General features: G+C 73.9%; 21 protein-coding genes. 4 read left to right on the top strand and 17 right to left on the bottom strand.

From position 1 onward, the window contains the following. Positions 1–19 precede the first annotated feature (19 nt). From carB to ACIQLL_RS08030, 11 genes are all read right to left on the bottom strand, one after another. A complete protein-coding gene (carB, locus tag ACIQLL_RS08080; RefSeq protein WP_402465275.1) occupies positions 20–3,439 on the bottom strand; it encodes a carbamoyl-phosphate synthase large subunit in 3,420 nt (1,139 codons plus the stop codon). Next, a complete protein-coding gene (gene carA / locus ACIQLL_RS08075; protein WP_402465272.1) occupies positions 3,439–4,716 on the bottom strand; it encodes a glutamine-hydrolyzing carbamoyl-phosphate synthase small subunit in 1,278 nt (425 codons plus the stop codon). The genes carB and carA overlap by 1 nt, the downstream gene beginning before the upstream one ends. Beyond that, complete coding sequence (locus ACIQLL_RS08070; RefSeq protein WP_402465269.1) at positions 4,713–5,285, bottom strand: PH-like domain-containing protein; 573 nt, start codon at positions 5,283–5,285, stop codon at positions 4,713–4,715. The genes carA and ACIQLL_RS08070 overlap by 4 nt, the downstream gene beginning before the upstream one ends. Further along, a complete protein-coding gene (locus ACIQLL_RS08065) occupies positions 5,282–6,625 on the bottom strand; it encodes a dihydroorotase (protein WP_402465268.1) in 1,344 nt (447 codons plus the stop codon). Before ACIQLL_RS08065 ends, ACIQLL_RS08070 begins: the two co-directional genes overlap by 4 nt. Then, positions 6,622–7,623 carry an aspartate carbamoyltransferase catalytic subunit gene (locus ACIQLL_RS08060; protein ID WP_402465265.1) on the bottom strand — a complete coding sequence of 334 codons (1,002 nt, stop codon included), beginning with the start codon at positions 7,621–7,623 and terminating at the stop codon, positions 6,622–6,624. Before ACIQLL_RS08060 ends, ACIQLL_RS08065 begins: the two co-directional genes overlap by 4 nt. Next, entirely contained in the window at positions 7,620–8,231 is a 612-nt protein-coding gene (gene pyrR / locus ACIQLL_RS08055) for a bifunctional pyr operon transcriptional regulator/uracil phosphoribosyltransferase PyrR (RefSeq protein WP_402465264.1), read from the bottom strand. The genes ACIQLL_RS08060 and pyrR overlap by 4 nt, the downstream gene beginning before the upstream one ends. Before the next feature lie 219 nt (positions 8,232–8,450). Then, a complete protein-coding gene (nusB, locus tag ACIQLL_RS08050) occupies positions 8,451–8,867 on the bottom strand; it encodes a transcription antitermination factor NusB (RefSeq protein ID WP_402465261.1) in 417 nt (138 codons plus the stop codon). 1 nt (position 8,868) lies between these two features. Continuing rightward, a complete protein-coding gene (efp, locus tag ACIQLL_RS08045) occupies positions 8,869–9,432 on the bottom strand; it encodes an elongation factor P (RefSeq protein WP_402465258.1) in 564 nt (187 codons plus the stop codon). 63 nt (positions 9,433–9,495) lie between these two features. After that, positions 9,496–9,867: a hypothetical protein gene (locus ACIQLL_RS08040; protein WP_402465256.1), complete on the bottom strand. Its 372-nt coding sequence runs from the start codon at positions 9,865–9,867 to the stop codon at positions 9,496–9,498. After that, entirely contained in the window at positions 9,860–10,555 is a 696-nt protein-coding gene (locus ACIQLL_RS08035) for a hypothetical protein (protein WP_402465253.1), read from the bottom strand. Before ACIQLL_RS08035 ends, ACIQLL_RS08040 begins: the two co-directional genes overlap by 8 nt. A gap of 66 nt (positions 10,556–10,621) precedes the next feature. Next, entirely contained in the window at positions 10,622–11,074 is a 453-nt protein-coding gene (locus tag ACIQLL_RS08030) for a type II 3-dehydroquinate dehydratase (protein WP_402465250.1), read from the bottom strand. Between the two features lie 171 nt (positions 11,075–11,245). On the opposite strand from ACIQLL_RS08030, the gene ACIQLL_RS08025 reads away from it, so the two are divergent. Beyond that, complete coding sequence (locus tag ACIQLL_RS08025) at positions 11,246–12,634, top strand: FAD-binding oxidoreductase (protein WP_402465247.1); 1,389 nt, start codon at positions 11,246–11,248, stop codon at positions 12,632–12,634. Between the two features lie 14 nt (positions 12,635–12,648). Here the strand turns inward: ACIQLL_RS08025 and ACIQLL_RS08020 are convergent, their stop codons facing one another. From ACIQLL_RS08020 to ACIQLL_RS08005, 4 genes are read right to left on the bottom strand one after another with little or no spacing between them, the layout of a single operon-like run. Next, positions 12,649–13,080, bottom strand: coding sequence for a TIGR03668 family PPOX class F420-dependent oxidoreductase (locus ACIQLL_RS08020; protein ID WP_402466267.1), 432 nt, complete (start codon positions 13,078–13,080; stop codon positions 12,649–12,651). Between the two features lie 2 nt (positions 13,081–13,082). Beyond that, positions 13,083–13,439, bottom strand: a complete 357-nt coding sequence (locus ACIQLL_RS08015) for an iron chaperone (RefSeq protein ID WP_402465246.1) — start codon at positions 13,437–13,439, stop codon at positions 13,083–13,085. A gap of 43 nt (positions 13,440–13,482) precedes the next feature. Beyond that, complete coding sequence (locus tag ACIQLL_RS08010) at positions 13,483–13,734, bottom strand: hypothetical protein (RefSeq protein ID WP_402465243.1); 252 nt, start codon at positions 13,732–13,734, stop codon at positions 13,483–13,485. Between the two features lie 15 nt (positions 13,735–13,749). Further along, positions 13,750–14,925: an inorganic phosphate transporter gene (locus tag ACIQLL_RS08005; RefSeq protein ID WP_402465240.1), complete on the bottom strand. Its 1,176-nt coding sequence runs from the start codon at positions 14,923–14,925 to the stop codon at positions 13,750–13,752. A gap of 89 nt (positions 14,926–15,014) precedes the next feature. Between ACIQLL_RS08005 and ACIQLL_RS08000 the strand changes: the two genes are divergently transcribed. Next, on the top strand, positions 15,015–15,992 hold the full coding sequence (locus ACIQLL_RS08000; RefSeq protein ID WP_402465238.1) for a sigma-70 family RNA polymerase sigma factor: 978 nt from the start codon (positions 15,015–15,017) through the stop codon (positions 15,990–15,992). On the opposite strand, the gene ACIQLL_RS07995 is transcribed toward ACIQLL_RS08000, so the two are convergent. Continuing rightward, positions 15,958–17,337, bottom strand: a complete 1,380-nt coding sequence (locus tag ACIQLL_RS07995; protein WP_402465236.1) for an MFS transporter — start codon at positions 17,335–17,337, stop codon at positions 15,958–15,960. The genes ACIQLL_RS08000 and ACIQLL_RS07995 overlap by 35 nt on opposite strands. A gap of 90 nt (positions 17,338–17,427) precedes the next feature. Here ACIQLL_RS07995 and ACIQLL_RS07990 point away from each other — a divergent pair, with 90 nt between their 5' ends. Both ACIQLL_RS07990 and ACIQLL_RS07985 read left to right on the top strand, forming a co-directional pair. Further along, on the top strand, positions 17,428–18,444 hold the full coding sequence (locus ACIQLL_RS07990; RefSeq protein ID WP_402465234.1) for an alpha/beta hydrolase: 1,017 nt from the start codon (positions 17,428–17,430) through the stop codon (positions 18,442–18,444). Next, a complete protein-coding gene (locus ACIQLL_RS07985) occupies positions 18,441–19,256 on the top strand; it encodes a glycerophosphodiester phosphodiesterase family protein (RefSeq protein WP_402465231.1) in 816 nt (271 codons plus the stop codon). Before ACIQLL_RS07990 ends, ACIQLL_RS07985 begins: the two co-directional genes overlap by 4 nt. 2 nt (positions 19,257–19,258) lie before the next feature. Here the strand turns inward: ACIQLL_RS07985 and ACIQLL_RS07980 are convergent, their stop codons facing one another. Then, positions 19,259–20,167: an oxygenase MpaB family protein gene (locus ACIQLL_RS07980; RefSeq protein ID WP_402465228.1), complete on the bottom strand. Its 909-nt coding sequence runs from the start codon at positions 20,165–20,167 to the stop codon at positions 19,259–19,261. Positions 20,168–20,230: the final 63 nt, after the last annotated feature.

The following is a 20,230-nucleotide window of genomic DNA, read 5'->3' as shown; positions in this document are numbered from 1 at the left end:
CGAGCGCCGAAGGCGAGGCTCACGTGAGCACCTCCGTGGCGACCGCCGGCACCGGGGCGGGCGGCCCGGCCTGCGGCGGTGCCTCGCCCGCGCGGCGCGCCACGGTCGCGGCGGTGTGCTCCTGGAGGCTGGCGACGTCGTACGGCCCGCCGCGCACCGCCTCGATGCCCTGCACCGCGGCCGCCAGCTGGTCGACCGTGGTCACCATCGGGCGGTCCGCGGCCGTCGTGGCGGCCCGGATCTCGTAGCCGTCCGCGCGGGCGCCCTGGCCCGACGGGGAGTTCACCACGAGGTCGACCCTGCCGGCCGTGATGAGGTCCACGATCGTCGGCTCCCCGGACTCCCCCGCGCCCTGGGAGTACTTGCGCACCGGGGTCGCCGCGATCCCGTTGCGCGCCAGGACCTGGGCCGTGCCCGCCGTGGCGAGGATCTCGAACCCGATGTCCGCCAGCCGCTTGACCGGGAAGACGATCGAGCGCTTGTCGCGGTCGGCCACCGAGACGAACACCGTGCCCGCCGTCGGCAGCCCGCCGAAGGCCGCCGTCTGCGACTTGGCGAACGCGTGCGGGAAGTCCTTGTCGAACCCCATGACCTCGCCGGTGGAACGCATCTCGGGACCCAGGACGGTGTCGACCACGTGCCCCTCGGCGGTGCGGAACCGCTTGAACGGCAGGACCGCCTCCTTGACGGCCAGCGGGGCGCCCAGGTCGAGCGTGCCGCCGTCCCCCTCGGCCGGGAGCACGCCGTCGAGGCGCAGGTCAGCGATCGACTCGCCGACCATGATGCGCGCCGCCGCCTTGGCCAGCGACGCCCCCGTCGCCTTGGACACGAACGGCACCGTGCGCGAGGCGCGCGGGTTGGCCTCCAGCACGTAGAGCACGTCCGAGACCAGGGCGTACTGGACGTTGAGCAGACCGCGCACGCCCACGCCCCGCGCGATCGCCTCGGTCGAGCGGCGGATGCGCTCGATCTCGGCCTCGCTCAGCGAGACCGGGGGCAGCACGCACGCGGAGTCGCCCGAGTGGATCCCCGCCTCCTCGATGTGCTCCATGACCCCGCCGAGGAAGAGCTCGTCCCCGTCGTACAGGGCGTCGACGTCGATCTCCATCGCGTCGTCGAGGAACCGGTCGATGAGCAGCGGGGCGGGCAGCGTGCCCGGGGCGCGCGAGGTCAGCGCCTGTGCGGCGGCGGCCTCCAGCGCCCGCTCGACGTAGCCCGTGAGCTGGTCGGCGGAGTACACGATCTCCATGCCGCGCCCGCCGAGCACGTAGGAGGGGCGCACCAGCACCGGGTAGCCGATGCGCTCGGCGACCTCGGTGGCCTGCCCCAGCGAGCGGGCGGTGCCGAAGGCGGGGGCCGGCAGCCCGGCGTCGGCCAGCACCTGGCCGAAGATCCCGCGGTCCTCGGCCGCGTCGATCGCCTCGGGGCTGGTGCCCAGGATCGGCAGGCCAGCGTCCGCGAGCCGCTGGGCCAGCGCGAGCGGCGTCTGGCCGCCGAGCTGGACGATGATGCCCTTGACCGGGCCCGCGGCGAGCTCGGCCTGGTAGACCTCCAGCACGTCCTCGAACGTCAGCGGCTCGAAGTACAGCCGGTCCGAGGTGTCGTAGTCGGTCGAGACCGTCTCGGGGTTGCAGTTGATCATGACGGTCTCGTAGGTGCCCTTGAGCGTCAGGGCCGCGTGCACGCACGAGTAGTCGAACTCGATGCCCTGCCCGATCCGGTTGGGGCCCGACCCGAGGATGATGACCGCCTCGCGCTCGCGGGGGGCCACCTCCGTCTCGGTGTCGTAGGAGGAGTAGTGGTACGGCGTGGCCGCCGCGAACTCCGCGGCGCAGGTGTCGACCGTCTTGTAGACCGGGCGCACGCCGTGGGCGTGCCGCGCCTCGCGGACGGCGGCCTCCCCGCCCGGACCCATGCCGCGCAGCGCTGCCACCTGGACGTCGGACAGCCCGTGCCGCTTGGCGCGGCGCAGGACGTCCGCCGTGAGCGTCTCCGACGCCGCCGTGGCCGCGGCGACCTCGTTCATCAGCAGGATCTGGTCGAGGAACCACGGGTCGATCTTGGTGGCCTCGAAGACGTCCTCGAGCGTCGCGTGCCCGGCGACGACGGAGCGCAGCGCCTGCTGGACGCCGACGAGCCGCAGCTCGGTGGGGCGACGGATCTCGTCCAGCAGCGCCGCGAGCTCGTCGCCCGCGGGCGCCTCGCCGGTCCAGTGGAAGTCCACGCCGCCCTTGTCGATGCTGCGCAGCGCCTTGCCGAGCGCCTCGGTGAAGTTGCGGCCCAGGGCCATCGCCTCGCCGACGGACTTCATCGTGGTCGTCAGGGTGTCGTCGGCCGCCGGGAACTTCTCGAAGGCGAACCGCGGCACCTTGACCACCACGTAGTCCAGCGTCGGCTCGAAGCTCGCCGGGGTGACCTGGGTGATGTCGTTGGGGATCTCGTCGAGCGTGTAGCCGACCGCCAGCTTGGCGGCGATCTTCGCGATCGGGAACCCGGTGGCCTTGGAGGCCAGCGCCGAGGACCGCGACACGCGGGGGTTCATCTCGATGACCACGACGCGCCCGGTGTCGGGCTCGACGGCGAACTGGATGTTGCAGCCGCCGGTGTCGACGCCGACCTCACGGATGACGGCGATGCCGATGTCGCGCAGGTTCTGGTACTCGCGGTCCGTCAGCGTCATGGCCGGCGCCACCGTGACCGAGTCGCCCGTGTGCACGCCGACCGGGTCGACGTTCTCGATCGAGCAGACCACCACGACGTTGTCGTCGCGGTCGCGCATGAGCTCGAGCTCGTACTCCTTCCAGCCGAGGATCGACTCCTCCAGGAGCACCTCGGTGGTCGGCGAGTAGTGCAGGCCCTGGCCGACGATGCGACGCAGGTCGGTCTCGTCGTAGGCCAGGCCGGAGCCGAGGCCGCCCATCGTGAACGACGGACGCACGACCATGGGGTAGCCGAGGTCCTCGGCGGCCGCGAGCGCCTCGTCGACGGTGTGGATGATCTTCGAGCGGGCGGACTCGCCGCCGCAGATCTCGACGACGCCCTTGAACTGCTCGCGGTCCTCGCCCTTGCGGATGGCGGGGATGTTGGCGCCGATGAGCTCGACGCCGTACTCGTCCAGGACGCCGGCCTCGTGCAGCTCGATGGCGGCGTTGAGGGCGGTCTGCCCGCCGAGGGTGGGCAGCAGCGCGTCGGGGCGTTCCTTGGCGATGATCGAGGTAAGCACCTCGCGGCTGATCGGCTCGACGTAGGTGGCGTCGGCGAACTCCGGGTCGGTCATGATCGTGGCCGGGTTGGAGTTGACCAGGATGACGCGCAGGCCCTCCTCCTTGAGCACGCGGCAGGCCTGGGTGCCGGAGTAGTCGAACTCGCAGGCCTGGCCGATGACGATCGGGCCGGACCCGATGACCAGGACGGAGGAGAGGTCGGAACGGCGGGGCATCAGTTCTCCTTCTCGCCGGACGTGGCGCCGGGGGCGGCCAGGGCGTCCAGGGCTTCGGCGGGCACGGTCACGGGCTCGCGGGTGGTCATGAGCTCGATGAAGCGGTCGAACAGGTAGGCGCTGTCGTGTGGTCCGGCGGCGGCCTCGGGGTGGTACTGCACGGAGAACGCCGGCAGGTCGAGCGCGGTGAGCCCCTCGACGACCTGGTCGTTGAGCCCGAGGTGGCTGACGATGACCCGGCCGTACCGGACGTCGTCCTCGCGCCGGTCGTCGTGCGGGGCGGTGCTGACGGCGTCCACGGGGGCGTCGACGGCGAACCCGTGGTTGTGGGCGGTGACCTCGACCTTGTCGGTGGTGCGGTCCATCACGGGCTGGTTGATGCCGCGGTGGCCGTAGCCGAGCTTGTAGGTGCCGTAGCCGAGGGCCCGGCCGAGCAGCTGGTTGCCGAAGCAGATGCCGAAGAACGGGATGCGGCGGTCGAGCACCTCGCGCAGCAGGTCGATCTCGGCGGTGGCGGCCGAGGGGTCGCCGGGGCCGTTGGAGAAGAACACGCCGGCCGGCCCGTCGGCGGGCAGCAGGGCCTCGACGTCGGCGAACGTGGACGACTGCGGCACCACGTGCACCCGGACGCCCCGTTCGGCGAGCCGCGCCGGCGTCATGGCCTTGATGCCGAGGTCGACGGCGACGACGGTCGCCACCGGGTCGGCGCCGGCGAACTCTCCGCTGGGCTCGACCGTGTAGGGCTGCGTGGTGCTGACCTCGCGGGCCAGGTCGGCGCCGGCCATGGGCGGTGCGCCCTTGACCTCGGCGACCAGGTCGGCGGTGGCGCGTTCGGCGCCGTCCACGACCAGGGCGTCGCCGGAGAAGATGCCGGCGCGCATGACGCCCAGCTCGCGCAGGTGGCGCGTGAGGAACCGGGTGTCGACCTCGGCGATGCCGACGACGTCCTGGGCGGCGAGCTCGTCACCCAGGTCGCCGGTGGAGCGCCAGTTGGACGCGCGCCGGGCCGGGTCGCGCAGGACGTAGCCGGCCACCCAGATGCGACGGGACTCCGGGTCGTCCGCGTTGATGCCGGTGTTACCGACGTGCGGCGCGGTCATCACCACGATCTGGCGGTGGTAGGACGGGTCGGTGAGGGTCTCCTGGTAGCCGGTCATCCCGGTGGAGAAGACGATCTCGCCGACGCTGGAGCCGCGGGCGCCGTAGGCGACGCCGCGCACGACGGTGCCGTCCTCGAGGACGAGGACCGCCGGGTCGGTGCTGGTGCTGGAGGTCACTTCGTGTCCTTCGTGGTCGGGGTGGACGGGTGGGGCGGGGCGCTCGGCGTGAGCAGACTGCGAGCTGTCTCGAGCAGACGCGGGGTGTCGGCGCGGTAGCGGGTGCGCAGCCCGGTGTCGAGCACGACGGCGTCGGTGGCGCCGTCGGTGGGCACCTCCCAGGTGAGCACGACCAGGCCGTCGCGGCCGACGTACTTGCCCGCCATGCCGGGCGCGGTGCCGACGTCGCGCAGCGCGGCGGCGGGGACCAGCAGCGGTGTCCCGCCGGCGCGGTCGACGACGACGCCGCCGGACCAGACGGTGACCTCGGCGGCGCTGCGGTCGCCGAGCCCGTGCGCGCCGACCCGGGCGAGCCAGTCGCCGGACAGGGTGCTGGAGACGTAGGTGGCCTCGACCGGGCCGAGGAGCGTCGCACCGAGCGCGCCCTCGGCCTCGGGCGGGGCGGGGGGCGCCGGCACCACCCGGCGGGTGCGCGTGGCCAGCCGGCGGCGACCCGTCAGGACGAGGAGCAGCAGCACGAGCCCGAGGGCGACCCAGATGCCGACGGCCACGGGGACGGGGAGGTTCATCGGGCGCTCACCGTCCCGCCGGCCGGTACCGGGGCGCCGTCCAGGACGGTGGCGCGGCCGCGCAGGAACGTCGCGACCACGCGGCCGGGCAGCTCCCGCCCGGCGAACGGGGTGTTGGCGCTGGCCGTGACCTGCTGGGCGCCGGAGACGGTGCGGGTGGCGGCCGGGTCGAGCAGGGTCAGGTTCGCCGGCTCGCCCTCGGCGATCGGGCGGCCCTGCGCGTGCGGCCCGGAGTCGACACGGCCGATCCGGGCGGGCGTGGCCGAGAGGACGCGGGCGACGTCGCTCCAGCCGAGGCGTCCGGTGTCGACCATCGTGGCCTGCACGACGGCGAGCGCCGTCTCCAGCCCGGTCATGCCGAACGCGGCCGCTCCCCACTCGCAGTCCTTGTCCTCGCGGGTGTGCGGGGCGTGGTCGGTCGCCACGATGTCGATGGTGCCGTCCGCCAGCCCGGCCCGCACGGCCTCGACGTCGGCGGCGGTGCGCAGCGGCGGGTTGACCTTGTAGGCGGGGTCGTAGGTGCGAGCCAGGTCGTCGGTCAGGATCAGGTGGTGCGGCGTCACCTCGGCCGTGACGTCGATCCCGCGTGACTTGGCCCAGCGGACGATCTCGACCGACCCGGCGGTGGACAGGTGGCACACGTGCAGCCGGGAGCCGACGTGCTCGGCCAGGAGCACGTCGCGGGCGATGATCGCCTCCTCGGCCACCGCGGGCCAGCCCGTCAGCCCGATCTCGGCGGACACGACGCCCTCGTTCATCTGGGCGCCCTCGGTCAGGCGGGGCTCCTGCGCGTGCTGGGCGACCACGCCGTCGAACGACTTGACGTACTCCAGGGCCCGGCGCATCAGCACGGGGTCGGACACGCACTTGCCGTCGTCGGAGAAGACGCGCACGCGCGCCGCGGAGTCGGCCATCGCCCCGAGCTCGGCGAGGCGGTCGCCGGCGAGCCCGACGGTCACGGCCCCGACGGGGTGGACGTCGACCCAGCCGGCCTGGTCCCCCAGCCGGCGGACCTGCTCGACGACGCCGGCGGTGTCGGCCACCGGTGAGGTGTTGGCCATGGCGTGCACGGCGGTGAACCCGCCCGCGGCGGCGGCGCGGGTCCCGGAGGCGACCGTCTCGGCGTCCTCGCGGCCGGGTTCGCGCAGGTGGGTGTGCAGGTCCACCAGCCCCGGGAGCAGGACGTGGTCGGCCGCGTCGATCACCTCGGCGCCGTCGACCGCGGCGGCCCCGGGGGCGGTGATGCCGGTGATCACGCCGTCGGCCAGGACGACGTCGGCGGGGTCGCCGCCCAGCGGTCGCACCCCTCGCAGGACGTAGCGGGTGGCGTCGGTGCTCACAGGTCGCTCCCTTCCGCCGAGGTGTCCCCGGCCATCAGCAGGTACAGGGCCGCCATGCGCACCGCGACGCCGTTGGCGACCTGCTCGACGATGACCGCCCTGTCGGAGTCGGCCGCCTCGGCGGAGATCTCCAGACCACGGTTCATCGGGCCGGGGTGCATGACGATCGCGTGGTCGTCCAGCATGCCGAGCCGCCGCGCGTCGAGCCCGTAGTAGCGCGTGTACTCCAGGGTGCTGGGGAAGAACGCTCCGGCCCCGCCGGACATCCGCTCGCGCTGCACGCGCAGCATCATCACGGCGTCGGGGCGCCACCCGTCCAGCGTGGCGTCCAGGTCGTAGGAGACCTGGCACGGCCAGGCCTCCACCCCGACGGGCACGAGCGTGGGCGGGGCCACCAGCGTCACCTGCGCGCCCAGGGTGTGCAGGAGCGCGACGTTGGCGCGCGCCACCCGGGAGTGCAGCACGTCGCCGACGATCGCCACCTTCAGGCCGGCCAGGTCGGCACCGACGCCGTCGGGTGCCCCGGCGTGCAGGCCGCCGCCGCGCCCGGCCAGGTGCCGGCGGATCGTGTAGGCGTCCAGCAGCGCCTGGGTGGGGTGCTGGTGGGTCCCGTCGCCGGCGTTGAGGACCGCGGCGTCGAGCCAGCCGGCGTTGGCGAGCTGGTAGGGCGCACCGGAGGCCCAGTGCCGCACGACGACGGCGTCGGCGCCCATGGCGTGCAGGGTCAGCGCCGTGTCCTTGAGCGACTCGCCCTTGGAGACGCTCGATCCCTTGGCGGAGAAGTTGATGACGTCGGCGGACAGCCGCTTGGCGGCGGTCTCGAAGGAGATCCGCGTGCGCGTGGAGTCCTCGAAGAACAGGTTGACCACGGTGCGGCCCCGCAGCGTGGGCAGCTTCTTGATCTCGCGGGACTGGGTGGCGGCCATCTGCGCGGACGTGTCCAGCAGCAGCACGGCCTCGTCCTTGCTCAGGTCCGCCGTGGACAGCAGGTGCTTCATCGCGCTCCCCCCGGCGTCGCGTCGGCGTCCCGGCCGGAGATCACCACGGCGTCGTCGTCGCCGTCGACCTCCCCGAGGCGGACGCGGACGCGTTCGGCCTGGGCCGTGGGCAGGTTCTTGCCCACGAAGTCGGGGCGGATGGGCAGCTCGCGGTGGCCGCGGTCGACCAGGCAGGCCAGCCGCACGACGCGGGGCCGGCCGAGGTCGCCCAGGGCGTCCAGGGCGGCCCGGATGGTCCGTCCGGAGAAGAGCACGTCGTCGACCAGCACGACCGTGCGGCCCTCGATGCCGGCCTGCGGCAGGCGGGTGACGCCGACGGCGCGGGTCGGCTGGCGGTGCAGGTCGTCGCGGTACATCGTGACGTCGAGCTCGCCGGTGCAGGCCTCGGCGTCGAAGTCGGGGTCGATCTGCGCCAGGCGCTGGGCGAGCCGGCGGGCCAGCGGGACGCCGCGGGTGGGGATGCCCAGCAGGACCACGTCGCCGGCGCCCTTGGAGCGTTCGACGATCTCGTGGGCGATGCGGGTCAGGGCGCGTGCGACGTCGCTCGCGCCGAGGACGACGGTGCCGTCCGGTCCGGGTGCTGCGGGCAGGGCAGGTTCAGTGCTCAACGGGACTCCTTGTCCGCCTCACGGGACGGGATTAAAGGGTGTCTGTCTCGGCCCACCCTAGCCCGTGAGCCGGCGTGCCACGCCCGCAGGACCGCATGCTGGGCGTCGCCTGCGTCACAACCGCCCCCGCGAGCGTTGTGGGCATGAAATATGCGGCCCTGCCGGGTGGCAGGGCCGCATATTTCATGCCCACAACGCTCGAACGCTCGAACGGGGCGGTCAGTCGAGCAGGGTGGGCTTGATCTCGAGCAGCCGGCCGAGCAGGCCGTTGACGAAACCCGGGGACTCGTCGGTCGACAGCGCGCGCGCCAGGTCGACCGCCTCGTCCACGGCGACCACGTCGGGGACGTCGTCGTTGTAGAGCAGCTCGAAGGCACCGACGCGCAGCAGCGCCCGGTCGACGGCGGGCATGCGGGCGATCGTCCATTCGCGCGAGTAGGTCTCCAGCAGCTCGTCGATGCGCTCGCGGTGCGCGACCACACCCTCCACGAGCTCGACGGAGTACTGCGGGACGGACGCCTCGTGGTGCGGCTCGATCACCCGGTCGGCCAGCAGGACCAGCGGGTCGACGCCGCGCTGCTCGGCCTCGAACAGGATGTCGGCGGCGCGCCGGCGTGCCTTCGTGCGTGCGCCCACGTCAGTCGTTCACGCGGCCCAGGTACGACCCGTCGCGGGTGTCGACCTTGACCTTGGTGCCCTGCTCGAGGAACAGCGGGACCTGGATCTCCGCGCCGGTCTCGAGGGTGGCGGGCTTGGTGCCGCCGGTGGAGCGGTCGCCCTGCAGGCCCGGCTCGGTGTACGTGATCTCCAGCACCACGGACGACGGCAGCTCGATGTACAGCGGCGTGCCCTCGTTCTGGGCGATCATGACGCTCATGCCCTCGAGCATGTAGTTCTTCGCGTCGCCGACCGTGCCCGGCTGGACCGGGATCTGGTCGTAGGTGTCGGTGTCCATGAAGACGAAGTCCTCGCCGTCCATGTACAGGTACTGGTAGTCGCGGCGGTCGACGTTGGCCGTCTCGATCTTGGCGCCGGCGTTGAAGGTCTTGTCGACGACCTTGCCCGAGAGCACGTTCTTCATCTTCGTGCGGACGAACGCGCCACCCTTGCCCGGCTTGACGTGCTGGAACTCGAGGATCGACCAGAGCTGACCGTCGATGCGGAGCACGGTGCCGTTCTTGATGTCGTTGGAGGTAGCCACGTTCTTGTACGTCCTCGGCAGGTCTCGGGGTCGGGTGAAAGCCGCAGAACGGCCCGGCACAGTCTACAGCGAGACCAGGAGTGCGTGGCCCGCCAGGCCGAGAGAGGCTGCCCACACCAGAGAGGCGAGGCTGCCGACGACGAACCGCTCCCCCGCCACCGGGTGCTCCCGCAGCTCCGGCAGGCGTCCCAGCGCCTTGACCGCGACGACGACGGCGACACCCTCGGGATAGCCGGCCAGGACCGTCCCGGTGATCGCGAACCGCTCCAGCAGGCCGATCCAGGTGCCGTTGCCCAGCACGGCCAGGGCTTCCGCCCGGGCCTGCACCTCGGACTCGGCGTGCCGCAGGACGAGCGGCACGAGCCAGGACCCCGCAGCGACGCTGACCGCCAGTGCCGCCACGGCGACCAGCACGCCCGCCAGGACCTCATTCATCCACGCTCTCCTCGTCGTCCGTGTCGCGCGCGGTGGCCGCGGTGTCGGCCGCCCGCAGGAGCCGGGCGGCCAGCGGCCGTGTCGCGGACTCCTCGGCCCACAGCGCCGTGCGCAACCGCTGGCTCACGGCCTGCTCGCTGACCCCGAGCGCCTCGGCCGTGGCCCGCTGCGGCGCGTTCGACCCCGTGTGCGCCGCGAGCGTATCGACCGCCTCCCACCCGGCGTCGGAGCGACGCGCGGCCACCGCACCCAGGAGCCGCAGCAACGCCTGGGCGTCCGCGCTGATGGTGGCGGCCGGCTCGTCGTCGGAGCCGACGACGGCGAGCGGCACGGCACTCCCCCGACCCTTGGCCTGCTCGACGGCGGCACGGGCCCGGACGAAGGCGGGCCCGGCGGCCTCCCTCGAGGACGGCGGCAGGGGCTGGTCCACCGCCCCGACCCCCACGCCGACCGTCCACCCGCCGTCGCGCAGCAGGTCGGCGGCGACGTCGACAGCCAACCGGGCACCGTCCTCACCGGCGAGCACGGCCTGCACCTCGTCGCCCACCGTGCGCTCGAAGGGCCGCTCGAGCCCGGTGACGGCCGCGCCGTCGCGAGCGTGCGTCCGTCGGGCCAGCAGCTCGAGCACCTGGGGCACCAGGTCGCCCCGGGTGGTGCTGGCGCGCTGGTCCACGGTCATGACGATCATGTATCAATCATAGGGACTTGATAAGAATGGATCAAGCCTCTGCACTAGATACGACCGTATCCAGTCTCAGATCTTGTTCTTCACGGCCTCGAGCGCCAGTCGGTAGGAGTCGAACCCGAAGCCCGCCACCGTGCCGGTGGCGATCCCTGCCACCACCGAGTAGTGGCGGAACGACTCCCGCGCGGCCGGGTTGGACAGGTGGACCTCCACCAGCAGCAGCCCCGACGACGTCACCTGGGCCGCGGCGTCGCGCAGCGCGTAGCTGTAGTGGGTGAAGGCAGCAGGGTTGAGCACCACGTGCGCGCGGGTGTCGACCGCCTCGTGCAACCAGCCGACCAGCTCGGACTCGTCGTCGGTCTGGCGCACCTCGACCTGCAGCCCCAACGCGCTCCCCCAACCGGCCCCCTCCCGTTCCAGGTCCGCCATCGAGGCGTGCCCGTAGATCTCGGGCTCACGGACACCGAGCCGCCCGAGGTTGGGGCCGTTGAGGATCATCACGCGCACGTCGTCGACAGTCATGAGCGTGAGCGTACTCATCCGCCCCGATGCCGGGACCCTCGACCTCGGGCGTGGTGGAGGTCCGACGCTGTGCTCGTCGACGGTGCGGCGTGCGCCGGCTCCGATGAGAACGCCCCCGCCCGATGGTCCACCAGAGGTCCCCCGCTCCCCTGCGCTCCCCCGGAGGAAGACATGTCCCTCACGCTCGACCACACCGCCCTGCGGGCCGCCGCCGACGGGGCCGCGCTCGTCCTCGCCCCCGCGGACGCGGGCTTCGACGCCGCCCAGCAGATCCTGGCGGGCGGCGTGCGATCCACGCCCGGCGCCGTCGTCCGCCCTGCCGACGCCGGCGGCGTGGCCCGCGCGATCCGGTTCGCCCGGGAGCACGACGTCGAGCTCGTGGTCCGCAGCGGAGGCCACTCCGCGCTGGGGCGCGGCCGGCACGACGGCGCGCTCGTGCTCGACCTGCGCGGGCTCGACGCGGTCACGATCGACCCCTCGACCCGCACCGCGACCGCCGGCGGCGGCGTCACCGCGGCGTCCTACACAGCGGCGGCGGCCGAGCACGGGCTGGCCACCCCCTTCGGGGACACCGGCACCGTCGGCGTCGCCGGCATCACCCTGGGCGGCGGCGTCGGGTTCCTGTCCCGCCGCCTCGGCATGACCGTCGACTCCCTGCGGTCCGCCGAGGTCGTCACCGCCGACGGCGAGACCCTGCACGCCGACTCACGCGAGCACCCCGACCTGTTCTGGGGGCTGCGCGGCGGTGGCGGGAATCTCGGCGTGGTCACCCGCCTCACCTTCGACCTGCACGCGCAGGGCGAGATCGTCGGCGGGCCGCTCGTCCTGGCGGCCACCGCCGCGTCCGTCGCCGGCGTGATCACCGCGCTGCGGGAGGCGCCCCGCGAGCTGGCCGCCGTCGTCATGGTGATGGTGGCCCCGCCCATGCCGTTCCTGCCGCCCGAGGTCCACGGGCGGCTGATCTGTCTGGTCAACCTCTGCTGGTCCGGAGCACCCGACGCCGCGGAGTCCGCAGTGGCCCCGCTGCGCGCGATCGGCGCCGACGCCGGTGGGGTGCTGGCCGACCTGGTCCGGACCGGTCCCTACCTCGGCCTGCTCGAGGGGCCCGAGGGACCGCCCTTCGCCACGCGGCTGCGCTCGTTCTTCGCCGACGACCTCGACGAGGCCGTCGCGTCCGAGCTCGTGGCGGCCCTGGAGTCCGGCACCGCGCCGATGCGGGCCGTCCAGCTGCGCGTGCTCGGCGGCGCCGTGGCCGACGTCGCCGAGGACGCGACCGCGTTCGCGCACCGCGACGCCGTGCTCACCGGCGCGGTCCTGGCGGCCGCACCGACCCCCGAGCAGGCCGACGAGCACACGGGGTGGGTGGGCGACCTCGCCGACCGGATCCGCGCCGGCCGGCCGGGCGCCTACGTGAACTTCGTCCCCGACGGCGACCCGGCGCTGCTCGCGGAGGCCTACCCCGGGCGCACGGGCACCCGCCTGGCCCAGGTCAAGGCCGCCTACGACCCGCAGAACCTGTTCCGCGGCAACCTCAACGTGCCGCCGTCCCGGAGCGCCTGAGCAGCGGCCGAGGGTCAGCGCGCCGTCCACCCGCGCCAGCGCCGCACGGCCACCCGCAGCAGGGGTCCCTCGGGGCGGCGTGCGCGGTAGGGCTCGTACCGGGCCGCGAGCGCCGTCAGGGCGTCCTCGCGCGGGGCGCCGGCCTCCTCGACCTGCGCGACGCCGTCGGCGCGCACCCACCACAGGCGCGACCAGTCGTCGTCGTAGGTGTCCACCAGCAGGCTGACGACCGGGTTGGCGACGGCGTTGCGCAGGCGGCGCAGGTCGGTGGTGGTCTTGGGCTTGTGGTCGACGGCGGAGACCACCTCGGGCCCGTCGGGTCCGTCGAGCAGGGCGAAGGTCACGGGCACGACGTGGGGGACGCCGTCGGTGTCGGCGGTGGCGAGGTGGGCGTGGCGGGCGGCGGCGAACCAGCGGCGGCACTCGTCGGGGTCGAGCGCGGGCATCGTCACCGTGCGCGCATGGCGTCGATCTCGTCGCGGCGCAGCGTCACGAGGCGGTCGACCACGTCGTCGGGCAACGGCCGGTCGGGGGCGAACCCGATCGATCCCTTGGTGACGCGGAAGCCGTCGAGCTCGCCGGCGAGCGCCTCGACGACGGGCGGGCTGAACGGGTAGACGCCCACGTGCTTCTTCGTGAGCACCGCGCTGATCAGGGGACTGTCCCGGTAGCGCAGGGCGGGCATGCCGTAGCTGGTGCCCTCGACGGCGTCGGGCACGATCGTCCGCGCCCGCTCGACGATCGCGCCGACGGCCGTCCGTGCCGGTTCGTCCAACGACGCGACGTACTCGCTGACCTCGTCCATGGCCCCATCCTGCAGGTCGGGGCGCCGTCGCGCCCCTCGTGGCTCATCCACCGACGACGATCAGCACGACTCCCCCGACCGCGAGCGCCGCGACGAGCCCGAAGCATCCGGCGGCGAGCGCACCGCCGAGCGGGGTGGCGGGTGCGGCGTAGGCCTCGCCGTCGTCGGTCCGGGGCCGTCCGAGCCCGAGCGCGGCCATGCCGGCGGCGAAGAGCACGGGGGCGCCCACCCCGAGGACGAGTCCGCCCAGGGTGACCCGCCACAGCGCGTCCAGCTCGTCGAGGATCAGGTCCACGGTGGCACCTCCGGGTCATTCCCGGGCCGAGGCGGGGGCGAGCCGGCCGTCCCAGTCCTCGGTGACGTTGGTCAGGTCGACCTTCTCGCGCTGGGCGCGCAGCCACATCACGGTGGCGAAGGCGAGCAGGAGGCCGAACACGAGCAGGGGTCCGGCGGTGCCGCCGATCCAGGTCATGAGCAGCCAGCACGCGGCGCCGGCTGCCGCAGCGGCCGGCAGCGTGATGAGCCAGGCGGCGCCCATGCGCCGCGCCAGGCCCCAGCGCACCTCGGAGCCCCGCGAGCCCAGGCCGGTCCCCAGGATCGACCCGGTGGCCACCTGCGTGGTGGACAGGGCCATGCCGAGGCTGCTGGAGGACAGGATGATGGCGGCCGAGGAGGCCTCGGCCGCCATGCCCTGGGGCGGGGTGAGCTCGACGAGACCCTTGCCCATCGTGCGGATGACGCGCCAGCCGCCGAGGTAGGTGCCGGACGCGATCGCGAGCGCGCACGAGATCTTGACCCAGACCGGGATGGCGTCCAGGTCGGTCCAGGAGCCGTAGCCGATCAGGGCCAGGGTGATGATGCCCATCGTCTTCTGGGCGTCGTTGGTGCCGTGGGACAGGGCGACGAGCGAGGCGGTGCCGATCTGGCCCCAGCGGAAGCCGGCGGCCCGGGTGCCGGCCGGTACGCGCGCGGTGATGCGCAGGACGCACCAGATCGCCAGAGCGGCCACGAGCATCGCGACGAACGGCGCGACGAGGGCGGGCACGACGATGTCGTCGAGCACGCCCTCCCACTGGACCCCGGAGACGCCGATGGCCACGAGCGCGGCGCCGATGAGCCCCCCGAACAGGGCGTGCGAGGAGCTGGAGGGCAGGCCGAGGAGCCAGGTCACGAGGTTCCAGGCGATCGCCCCGACGAGCCCGGCGAGCAGGATCTCCAGGATGGGGACGCCCATGAGCCCGTCCACCGGGGTGCCGTCGTCGTCCTGGATGTTCAGCACGTCGTTGGTGACGGTGAGGGCCACCTGGACGGACAGGAACGCGCCGACGAGGTTGAGGCCGGCGGCGAGCGCGACCGCCGCGCGCGGGGACAGCGCTCTGGTGGCGATCGAGGTGGCCATCGCGTTGGCCGTGTCGTGGAACCCGTTGGTGAAGTCGAAGGCGAGGGCCGTGGCGACCACCACCAGCAACAGCACGAGCTCGGTCATCGCGCCAGTATCGACACAGGGTCGCCGGCGCCGCGCGGTGAACCGGGCGGGGACGTGCCACCGGTGCGCCGACGCGCCAGGATGGTGGCATGACCTCCGATGCCGTGCTGGCCGACCTCGGTCGCGTCGCGTTCGGCGTGGCCTACCGGATGCTGGGTTCCGTGGCGGACGCCGAGGACGTGGCCCAGGAGACGCTGGTGCGGATGTCCGACGCCGACCGGACCGGACCGGTGGACCGTCCGGCGGCGTACGCCACGACCGTCGCGGGACGGCTGGCCCTGGACGAGCTGCGCTCGGCGCGGGCACGTCGGGAGCGGTACGTCGGCCCGTGGCTGCCCGAGCCGCTGGTCGGCGCGGTGGGGCCCGCGGTCGCCGTCGGGTCCGTGGCCGGCGACGGCGCGGCGCAGGCGGAGCTGGCCGAGGACGTCTCGGTGGCCTTCCTGGTGCTGCTCGAGACGCTCGCGCCCCGGGAGCGGGCCGCGTTCGTGCTGCACGACGTGCTGGGCCACCCGCACCAGGTGGTCGCCGACGCCCTCGGGACCTCGGTGCCGGCGGCGCGGCAGGTGGCCTCGCGTGCCCGCCGCAAGGTCGCGGCGGTCCGGGGCGACGACGTCGGGCCGGCACCGGCGGCGGCGCGTGCCGTCGTCGAACGGTTCCGCGACGCGATCGCCACCGGGGACGCGGAGGTGCTGCTGGAGGTGCTCGACGCCGGGGTGTCCTTCACCGGCGACGGCGACGGGAACGTGCCGCCCGGCCTCTCGGTCTCGAAACCCGTCGGCGGGTCGGTGCCGGTGGCCCGGCTGCTCGCCGGATTCGTCCGGCGCGGCGCCCCGGCCCGTCTGGAGGTGGGCGACGTCGGCGGACGGCCCGGCCTGCTGGCCTTCGCCGACGAGTCCGTGGGCGGGGGGCTCGTCGGCGTCTACGCCGTGGCGGTCACGGGCGGCCGCGTCGTCGCGGTGCACGGCGTGCTCAACCCCGACAAGCTCGGCCACACCGGGCCGCTGGCGGACCTGGACCGGTTCGCGGCGGGGTTCAGCGCTCGGCGGGATCGGTCACCACGAGCATGAGCACCAGGCCGGCCAGGAGCACGGCCACGATGGCCAGCACGCCCCAGATGGTGGCCCCGGTGATCGCGATGACGGCGCCCCACAACGCCGGCGTCACGAAGGACACCGCTCGGCCGGTGGTCGCGTAGAGCCCGAAGATCTCCGACTCCTGCCCGGTGGGCGTCAGCCGGGCCAGGAAGGACCGCGACGCCGTCTGCGCCGGTCCCACGAAGCAGGTCAGGGCCAGACCGGCCACCCAGAACACCGGAGCGCCGAACGGGTGCAGCGCCACGACGACCAGTCCGCACGTGACCAGGGCGGTCAGGGACCACACGATGACGCTGCGCGCCCCGAGCCGGTCGTCGAGCCGGCCGGCCAGGATGGTGCTCGCGCCGGCGAGCAGGTTCGCGGCGATACCGAAGGTGATCACCTGGCTGTCGGAGAACCGGAACGACACGGCCGCCACGATCGCCCCGAAGGTGAACACGCCCGCCAGGCCGTCGCGGTAGACGGCGCTGGCCAGCAGGAACCAGAACGTGGTGCGCGAGGTGCGGAAGAGGGCCACGACGTCGTGCCACAGCTCGACGTACCCGGCGAAGAACCCGACGCGGGGTCGGTCCGCGGCCGGTGGCGCCTCGGGAACGTTCTTGAACAGCGGCCAGGCGAACACGACCGCCCACAGGCCGCACCCCACGGCGATGGCCCGGTAGGCCAGGCCGTCGTCGGTCGGCATCCCCCAGAAGTCGGCACCCTGCGCGACGACGACGAGCAGGAGCGCGACGATCCCACCCACGTAGCCGAGGCCCCAGCCGAGCCCGGAGACCTTGCCGACGGTGCTCGGCGTGGAGACCTGGGTGAGCATCGCGTTGTAGTTCACGCCGGCGATCTCGCTGGCCACGCTGCCCAGCGAGATCAGCACCGCTCCGAGCACGAAGTAGGCCGGGTCGGCACGCACGAACCCCAGGCCGAACATGCAGGCCACCAGCAGGATCGTGCCCGCGCCCAGCCAGGCCTTGCGGCGACCGGTCACGTCCGCCCGGCGGCCCAGCACCGGGGCGAGCAGGGCCACGAGCACGCCGCCGACCGCGATCCAGGCGCCCAGACCGCTCGTGAGGCCGGCCAGCGCCCGGTCGTACGCCGGGTCGTCCTCGCCCAGCGCGGCGACCGCCGGGTCGATGAACGAGTCCTTGGTCAGGTACAGGGCCGTGAAGACGAACGTGAGCACCACGGTGTTGAAGGGCTGCGTGGCCCAGTCCCACAGCGCCCAGGACCGCACGCGACGACGGCGCTCCCGCGGCTCGAGCGCGTCGAACGGGTGGACGGCGGTGTCGTGGCCCGACGGCGTCGTGGGCGTGGGGTCGCTCATGTCGGACGAGTCTGCCGTACCCGGGTGAACGGGGGGTAGCCCCACCACGTCTCGGTGTCGCCAACCGCTCGGGGCCACTAGGTTCGGAGGGTGACCACCGCCGCGACCGGACCTCAGATCGACCACCGGGACCTGGCCTGGGCACCGGACGAGCTGCTCGACGGCTACGAGTCCGCACCCCTGGGTCCCGCCACGCTGGTGCGGCGCACCGGGCGCCCCGCAGCACCGCGCGGCGTCGTGCTGCACGTGCACGGCTACAACGACTACTTCTTCCAGGCCCACCTGGCAGACGCCCTGAACGATGCCGGCTACGTGTTCTACGCCGTGGACCTGCGGCGGGCCGGCAGGTCGCTGCTGCGCCCGGTGCCGGTGGCCGACGGCGGCGTCGGCCCGCTGCGGCCGCCGCACTTCACCACGTCGCTGCGGGAGTTCGGCCTGGACCTGGACGCCGCGAGCGCCGCCGTCCGCGACGCCGAGCCGGGCCTGCCGCTGGCAGTGCACGCCCATTCCACCGGCGGCCTGACGAGCGCCATGTGGGCGCACGCGCACGCCACCGACGGCGACGGCGGCGGGCCGGACGCGCTGGTGCTGGACTCGCCGTTCCTGGACCTGACCGGGTCGTGGCTGTCGCGACAGGTCAGCTCCGGGGTGCTGGGTGTGCTGGGGCGGATGCGCCCCCTGGCGGTCCTGAGCACCCATCCCTCGACGTACGCGACGTTCCAGCTCGCCGCCAACGGGGGGCGGTGGGACTTCGACACACGGTTGAAGAAGCCGGAGGGTCAGCCCGCGCGGGCAGGGTGGCTGCGGGCGGTGCGCCGCGCGCACGGACGGCTGGTCCGCGGGCTGGGCATCACCGTGCCCGTGCTGGTGGCCCGGTCGGCCTCCTCCGGTCCCGACTGCCTGGACAACCCGGACCTGGACCGCCAGGACACCGTGCTGGACACCGTGCGCATCGGGCACCTGGCGCCGCGCGTGGGCTCGGACGTCACCGAGCTGCTGGTGCCCGACGGCGTCCACGACCTGTGCCTGTCGCGCGAGGAACCCCGCGCCCTCTACCTGACGGCCGTCACCGAGTTCCTCGACGCCGGCCTGGGTCGGGACGCGTGAGCACCAGGCCCCGGGCGCACCCGTACTTCGGCCGGCCCGACGACGGCACTCCGGGTGTGCGACCGGTCGTCGCCCTGGCGCACCGGGGGTTCTCCCACGGGCACGCCAACCTCGAGAACTCGATGGCGGCGTTCGCCGCCGCGGTCGATCTGGGCTACCGGTACGTGGAGACCGACGCTCACGGCACCCACGACGGCGTGGCCGTCGCCCTGCACGACGCGTCCCTGGACCGGACCACGGACGGCAGCGGGCTCGTCGCGGACCTGACGTGGGCCGAGGTGTCCACGGCCCGCATCGGCGGCACCGAGCCGGTCCCGCTGCTGACCGACGTGCTCGGCACGTGGCCCGACCTGCGGGTCAACATCGATGTCAAGGGCACCTCGGGCGTGGTGCCGGTGGCCGAGGCGATCGAGCGCACGGCGAGCCACGACCGGGTGTGCGTCACGTCGTTCTCCCGGCGGCGGCGGCGTGCCACCCTCGCGAGGCTGTCCCGGCCGGTCGCCACCAGCGCCGGTACGGTCGAGGTGATCGGCTTCCTCGCCGGCGGGCGGCTGCGCTGCCCGCCCCTGGTGCGCGGCGCGCTGCGTGACGTCGACGCCGTCCAGGTCCCCGTGGCGCAGCGCGGGCTCACCGTGGTCGACGCCCGCACCGTCGCCGCGGCGCACGCCGCAGGGCGGCACGTGCACGTCTGGACGATCAACGACCCGGCCGAGATGCGTCGCCTGCTCGACCTCGGCGTCGACGGGCTCGTCACCGACCGGGCCGACCTGCTGCGCGACGTCCTGCGTGAACGCGGTCTCTGGGCCGCCTGAGGTCACGGCCGCCCGAGCGCCTCGTCACGCGTCCCGGGGTCAGGTGTACGGGGTGGCGGGTCGCCCGCGAGCGCCCACCGGATCGCCCGGGTGGCCAGGTGCCCTCCGCCGCGCACCGGCGCGGGCTCGCCGCGCAGCGGCCAGGGTGCGGGCACCAGCTGCTGGGCCCACCGCGGCAGGGACCCGTACGAGGCGGCGGCGAGCAGACTGTACGGGGCGCGGGCGGCCCACGGCAGGGGCGGCTCGGCGAGCAGGAAGCGGGCGACGTCGTCGGACGCGGCCGTGGGCTCGAGCTCGCCGCGGTACTCCTGCAGGGCGCGCTCCAGGGCGGTCACGGACCGCGGCGGGTCCTGCGCGCCGAGGCGCGCCGCGACGTCGGCCGCCTCGTCCAGGTAGGCGTCGCACCCGGCGGCGTCCAGGGGCCGGGCGCCATACCGCTGGTGCGAGGCCAGGAAGCTGTCCACCTCGGCCACGTGCACCCAGCGCAGCAGCCACGGGTCGTCGGCGCGGTACGGGCGCCCGTCGTGGGCGGTGCCCCGGACGTGCCGGTGCACCGCCTTGACCACGTCGACGGCCTGCTGGGACTGCTCGGCGGTGGCGAACGTGGTCTGCGCGAGGAACGTGCTGGTGCGCCCGAGCCGTCCCCACGGGTCACCCCGGTAGCCGGAGTGGTCGGCGACGGCCGCCATCGCCAGCGGGTGCAGGGACTGCAGCAGCAGGGCCCGCAGCCCGCCGACGAACATCGAGGCGTCGCCGTGCACACGCACGATCGCCGAGTCCGCGGCGAACCAGCGCGGGCCGGGTGTGCCGTGGATGCGCTCGCGCTCGACGCGGCCGGCCGAGCCGCCCGAAACCTGCTCGAACAGCACGCGGCCGGCGCGGACCTGCAGTCTCCTCAGCGGACCGTTCACCCGTCCATGGTGCCGCATCCGCGCGACGCCCGGGACCGGGCGCCGCGCATCAGGCACCGATCG

The organism is Isoptericola aurantiacus (assembly GCF_044769875.1).
Taxonomy (GTDB): Bacteria; Actinomycetota; Actinomycetes; order Actinomycetales; family Cellulomonadaceae; genus Isoptericola; species Isoptericola aurantiacus.
The sequence above is the reverse complement of the archived record's forward strand: the minus strand, read 5'-3'. Positions and strand labels throughout refer to the sequence as shown.

Excerpts from the sequence above, each read along its gene's own strand:
- carB (WP_402465275.1), bottom strand. The coding sequence starts at position 3,439 with ATGCCCCGCCGTTCCGACCTCTCCTCCGTCCTGGTCATCGGGTCCGGC.
- ACIQLL_RS08070 (WP_402465269.1), bottom strand. The coding sequence starts at position 5,285 with ATGAACCTCCCCGTCCCCGTGGCCGTCGGCATCTGGGTCGCCCTCGGG.
- ACIQLL_RS08060 (WP_402465265.1), bottom strand. The coding sequence starts at position 7,623 with ATGAAGCACCTGCTGTCCACGGCGGACCTGAGCAAGGACGAGGCCGTG.
- ACIQLL_RS08040 (WP_402465256.1), bottom strand. The coding sequence starts at position 9,867 with ATGAATGAGGTCCTGGCGGGCGTGCTGGTCGCCGTGGCGGCACTGGCG.
- ACIQLL_RS08035 (WP_402465253.1), bottom strand. The coding sequence starts at position 10,555 with ATGATCGTCATGACCGTGGACCAGCGCGCCAGCACCACCCGGGGCGAC.
- ACIQLL_RS08030 (WP_402465250.1), bottom strand. The coding sequence starts at position 11,074 with ATGACTGTCGACGACGTGCGCGTGATGATCCTCAACGGCCCCAACCTC.
- ACIQLL_RS08025 (WP_402465247.1), top strand. The coding sequence starts at position 11,246 with ATGTCCCTCACGCTCGACCACACCGCCCTGCGGGCCGCCGCCGACGGG.
- ACIQLL_RS08020 (WP_402466267.1), bottom strand. The coding sequence starts at position 13,080 with ATGCCCGCGCTCGACCCCGACGAGTGCCGCCGCTGGTTCGCCGCCGCC.
- ACIQLL_RS08015 (WP_402465246.1), bottom strand. The coding sequence starts at position 13,439 with ATGGACGAGGTCAGCGAGTACGTCGCGTCGTTGGACGAACCGGCACGG.
- ACIQLL_RS08005 (WP_402465240.1), bottom strand. The coding sequence starts at position 14,925 with ATGACCGAGCTCGTGCTGTTGCTGGTGGTGGTCGCCACGGCCCTCGCC.
- ACIQLL_RS08000 (WP_402465238.1), top strand. The coding sequence starts at position 15,015 with ATGACCTCCGATGCCGTGCTGGCCGACCTCGGTCGCGTCGCGTTCGGC.
- ACIQLL_RS07995 (WP_402465236.1), bottom strand. The coding sequence starts at position 17,337 with ATGAGCGACCCCACGCCCACGACGCCGTCGGGCCACGACACCGCCGTC.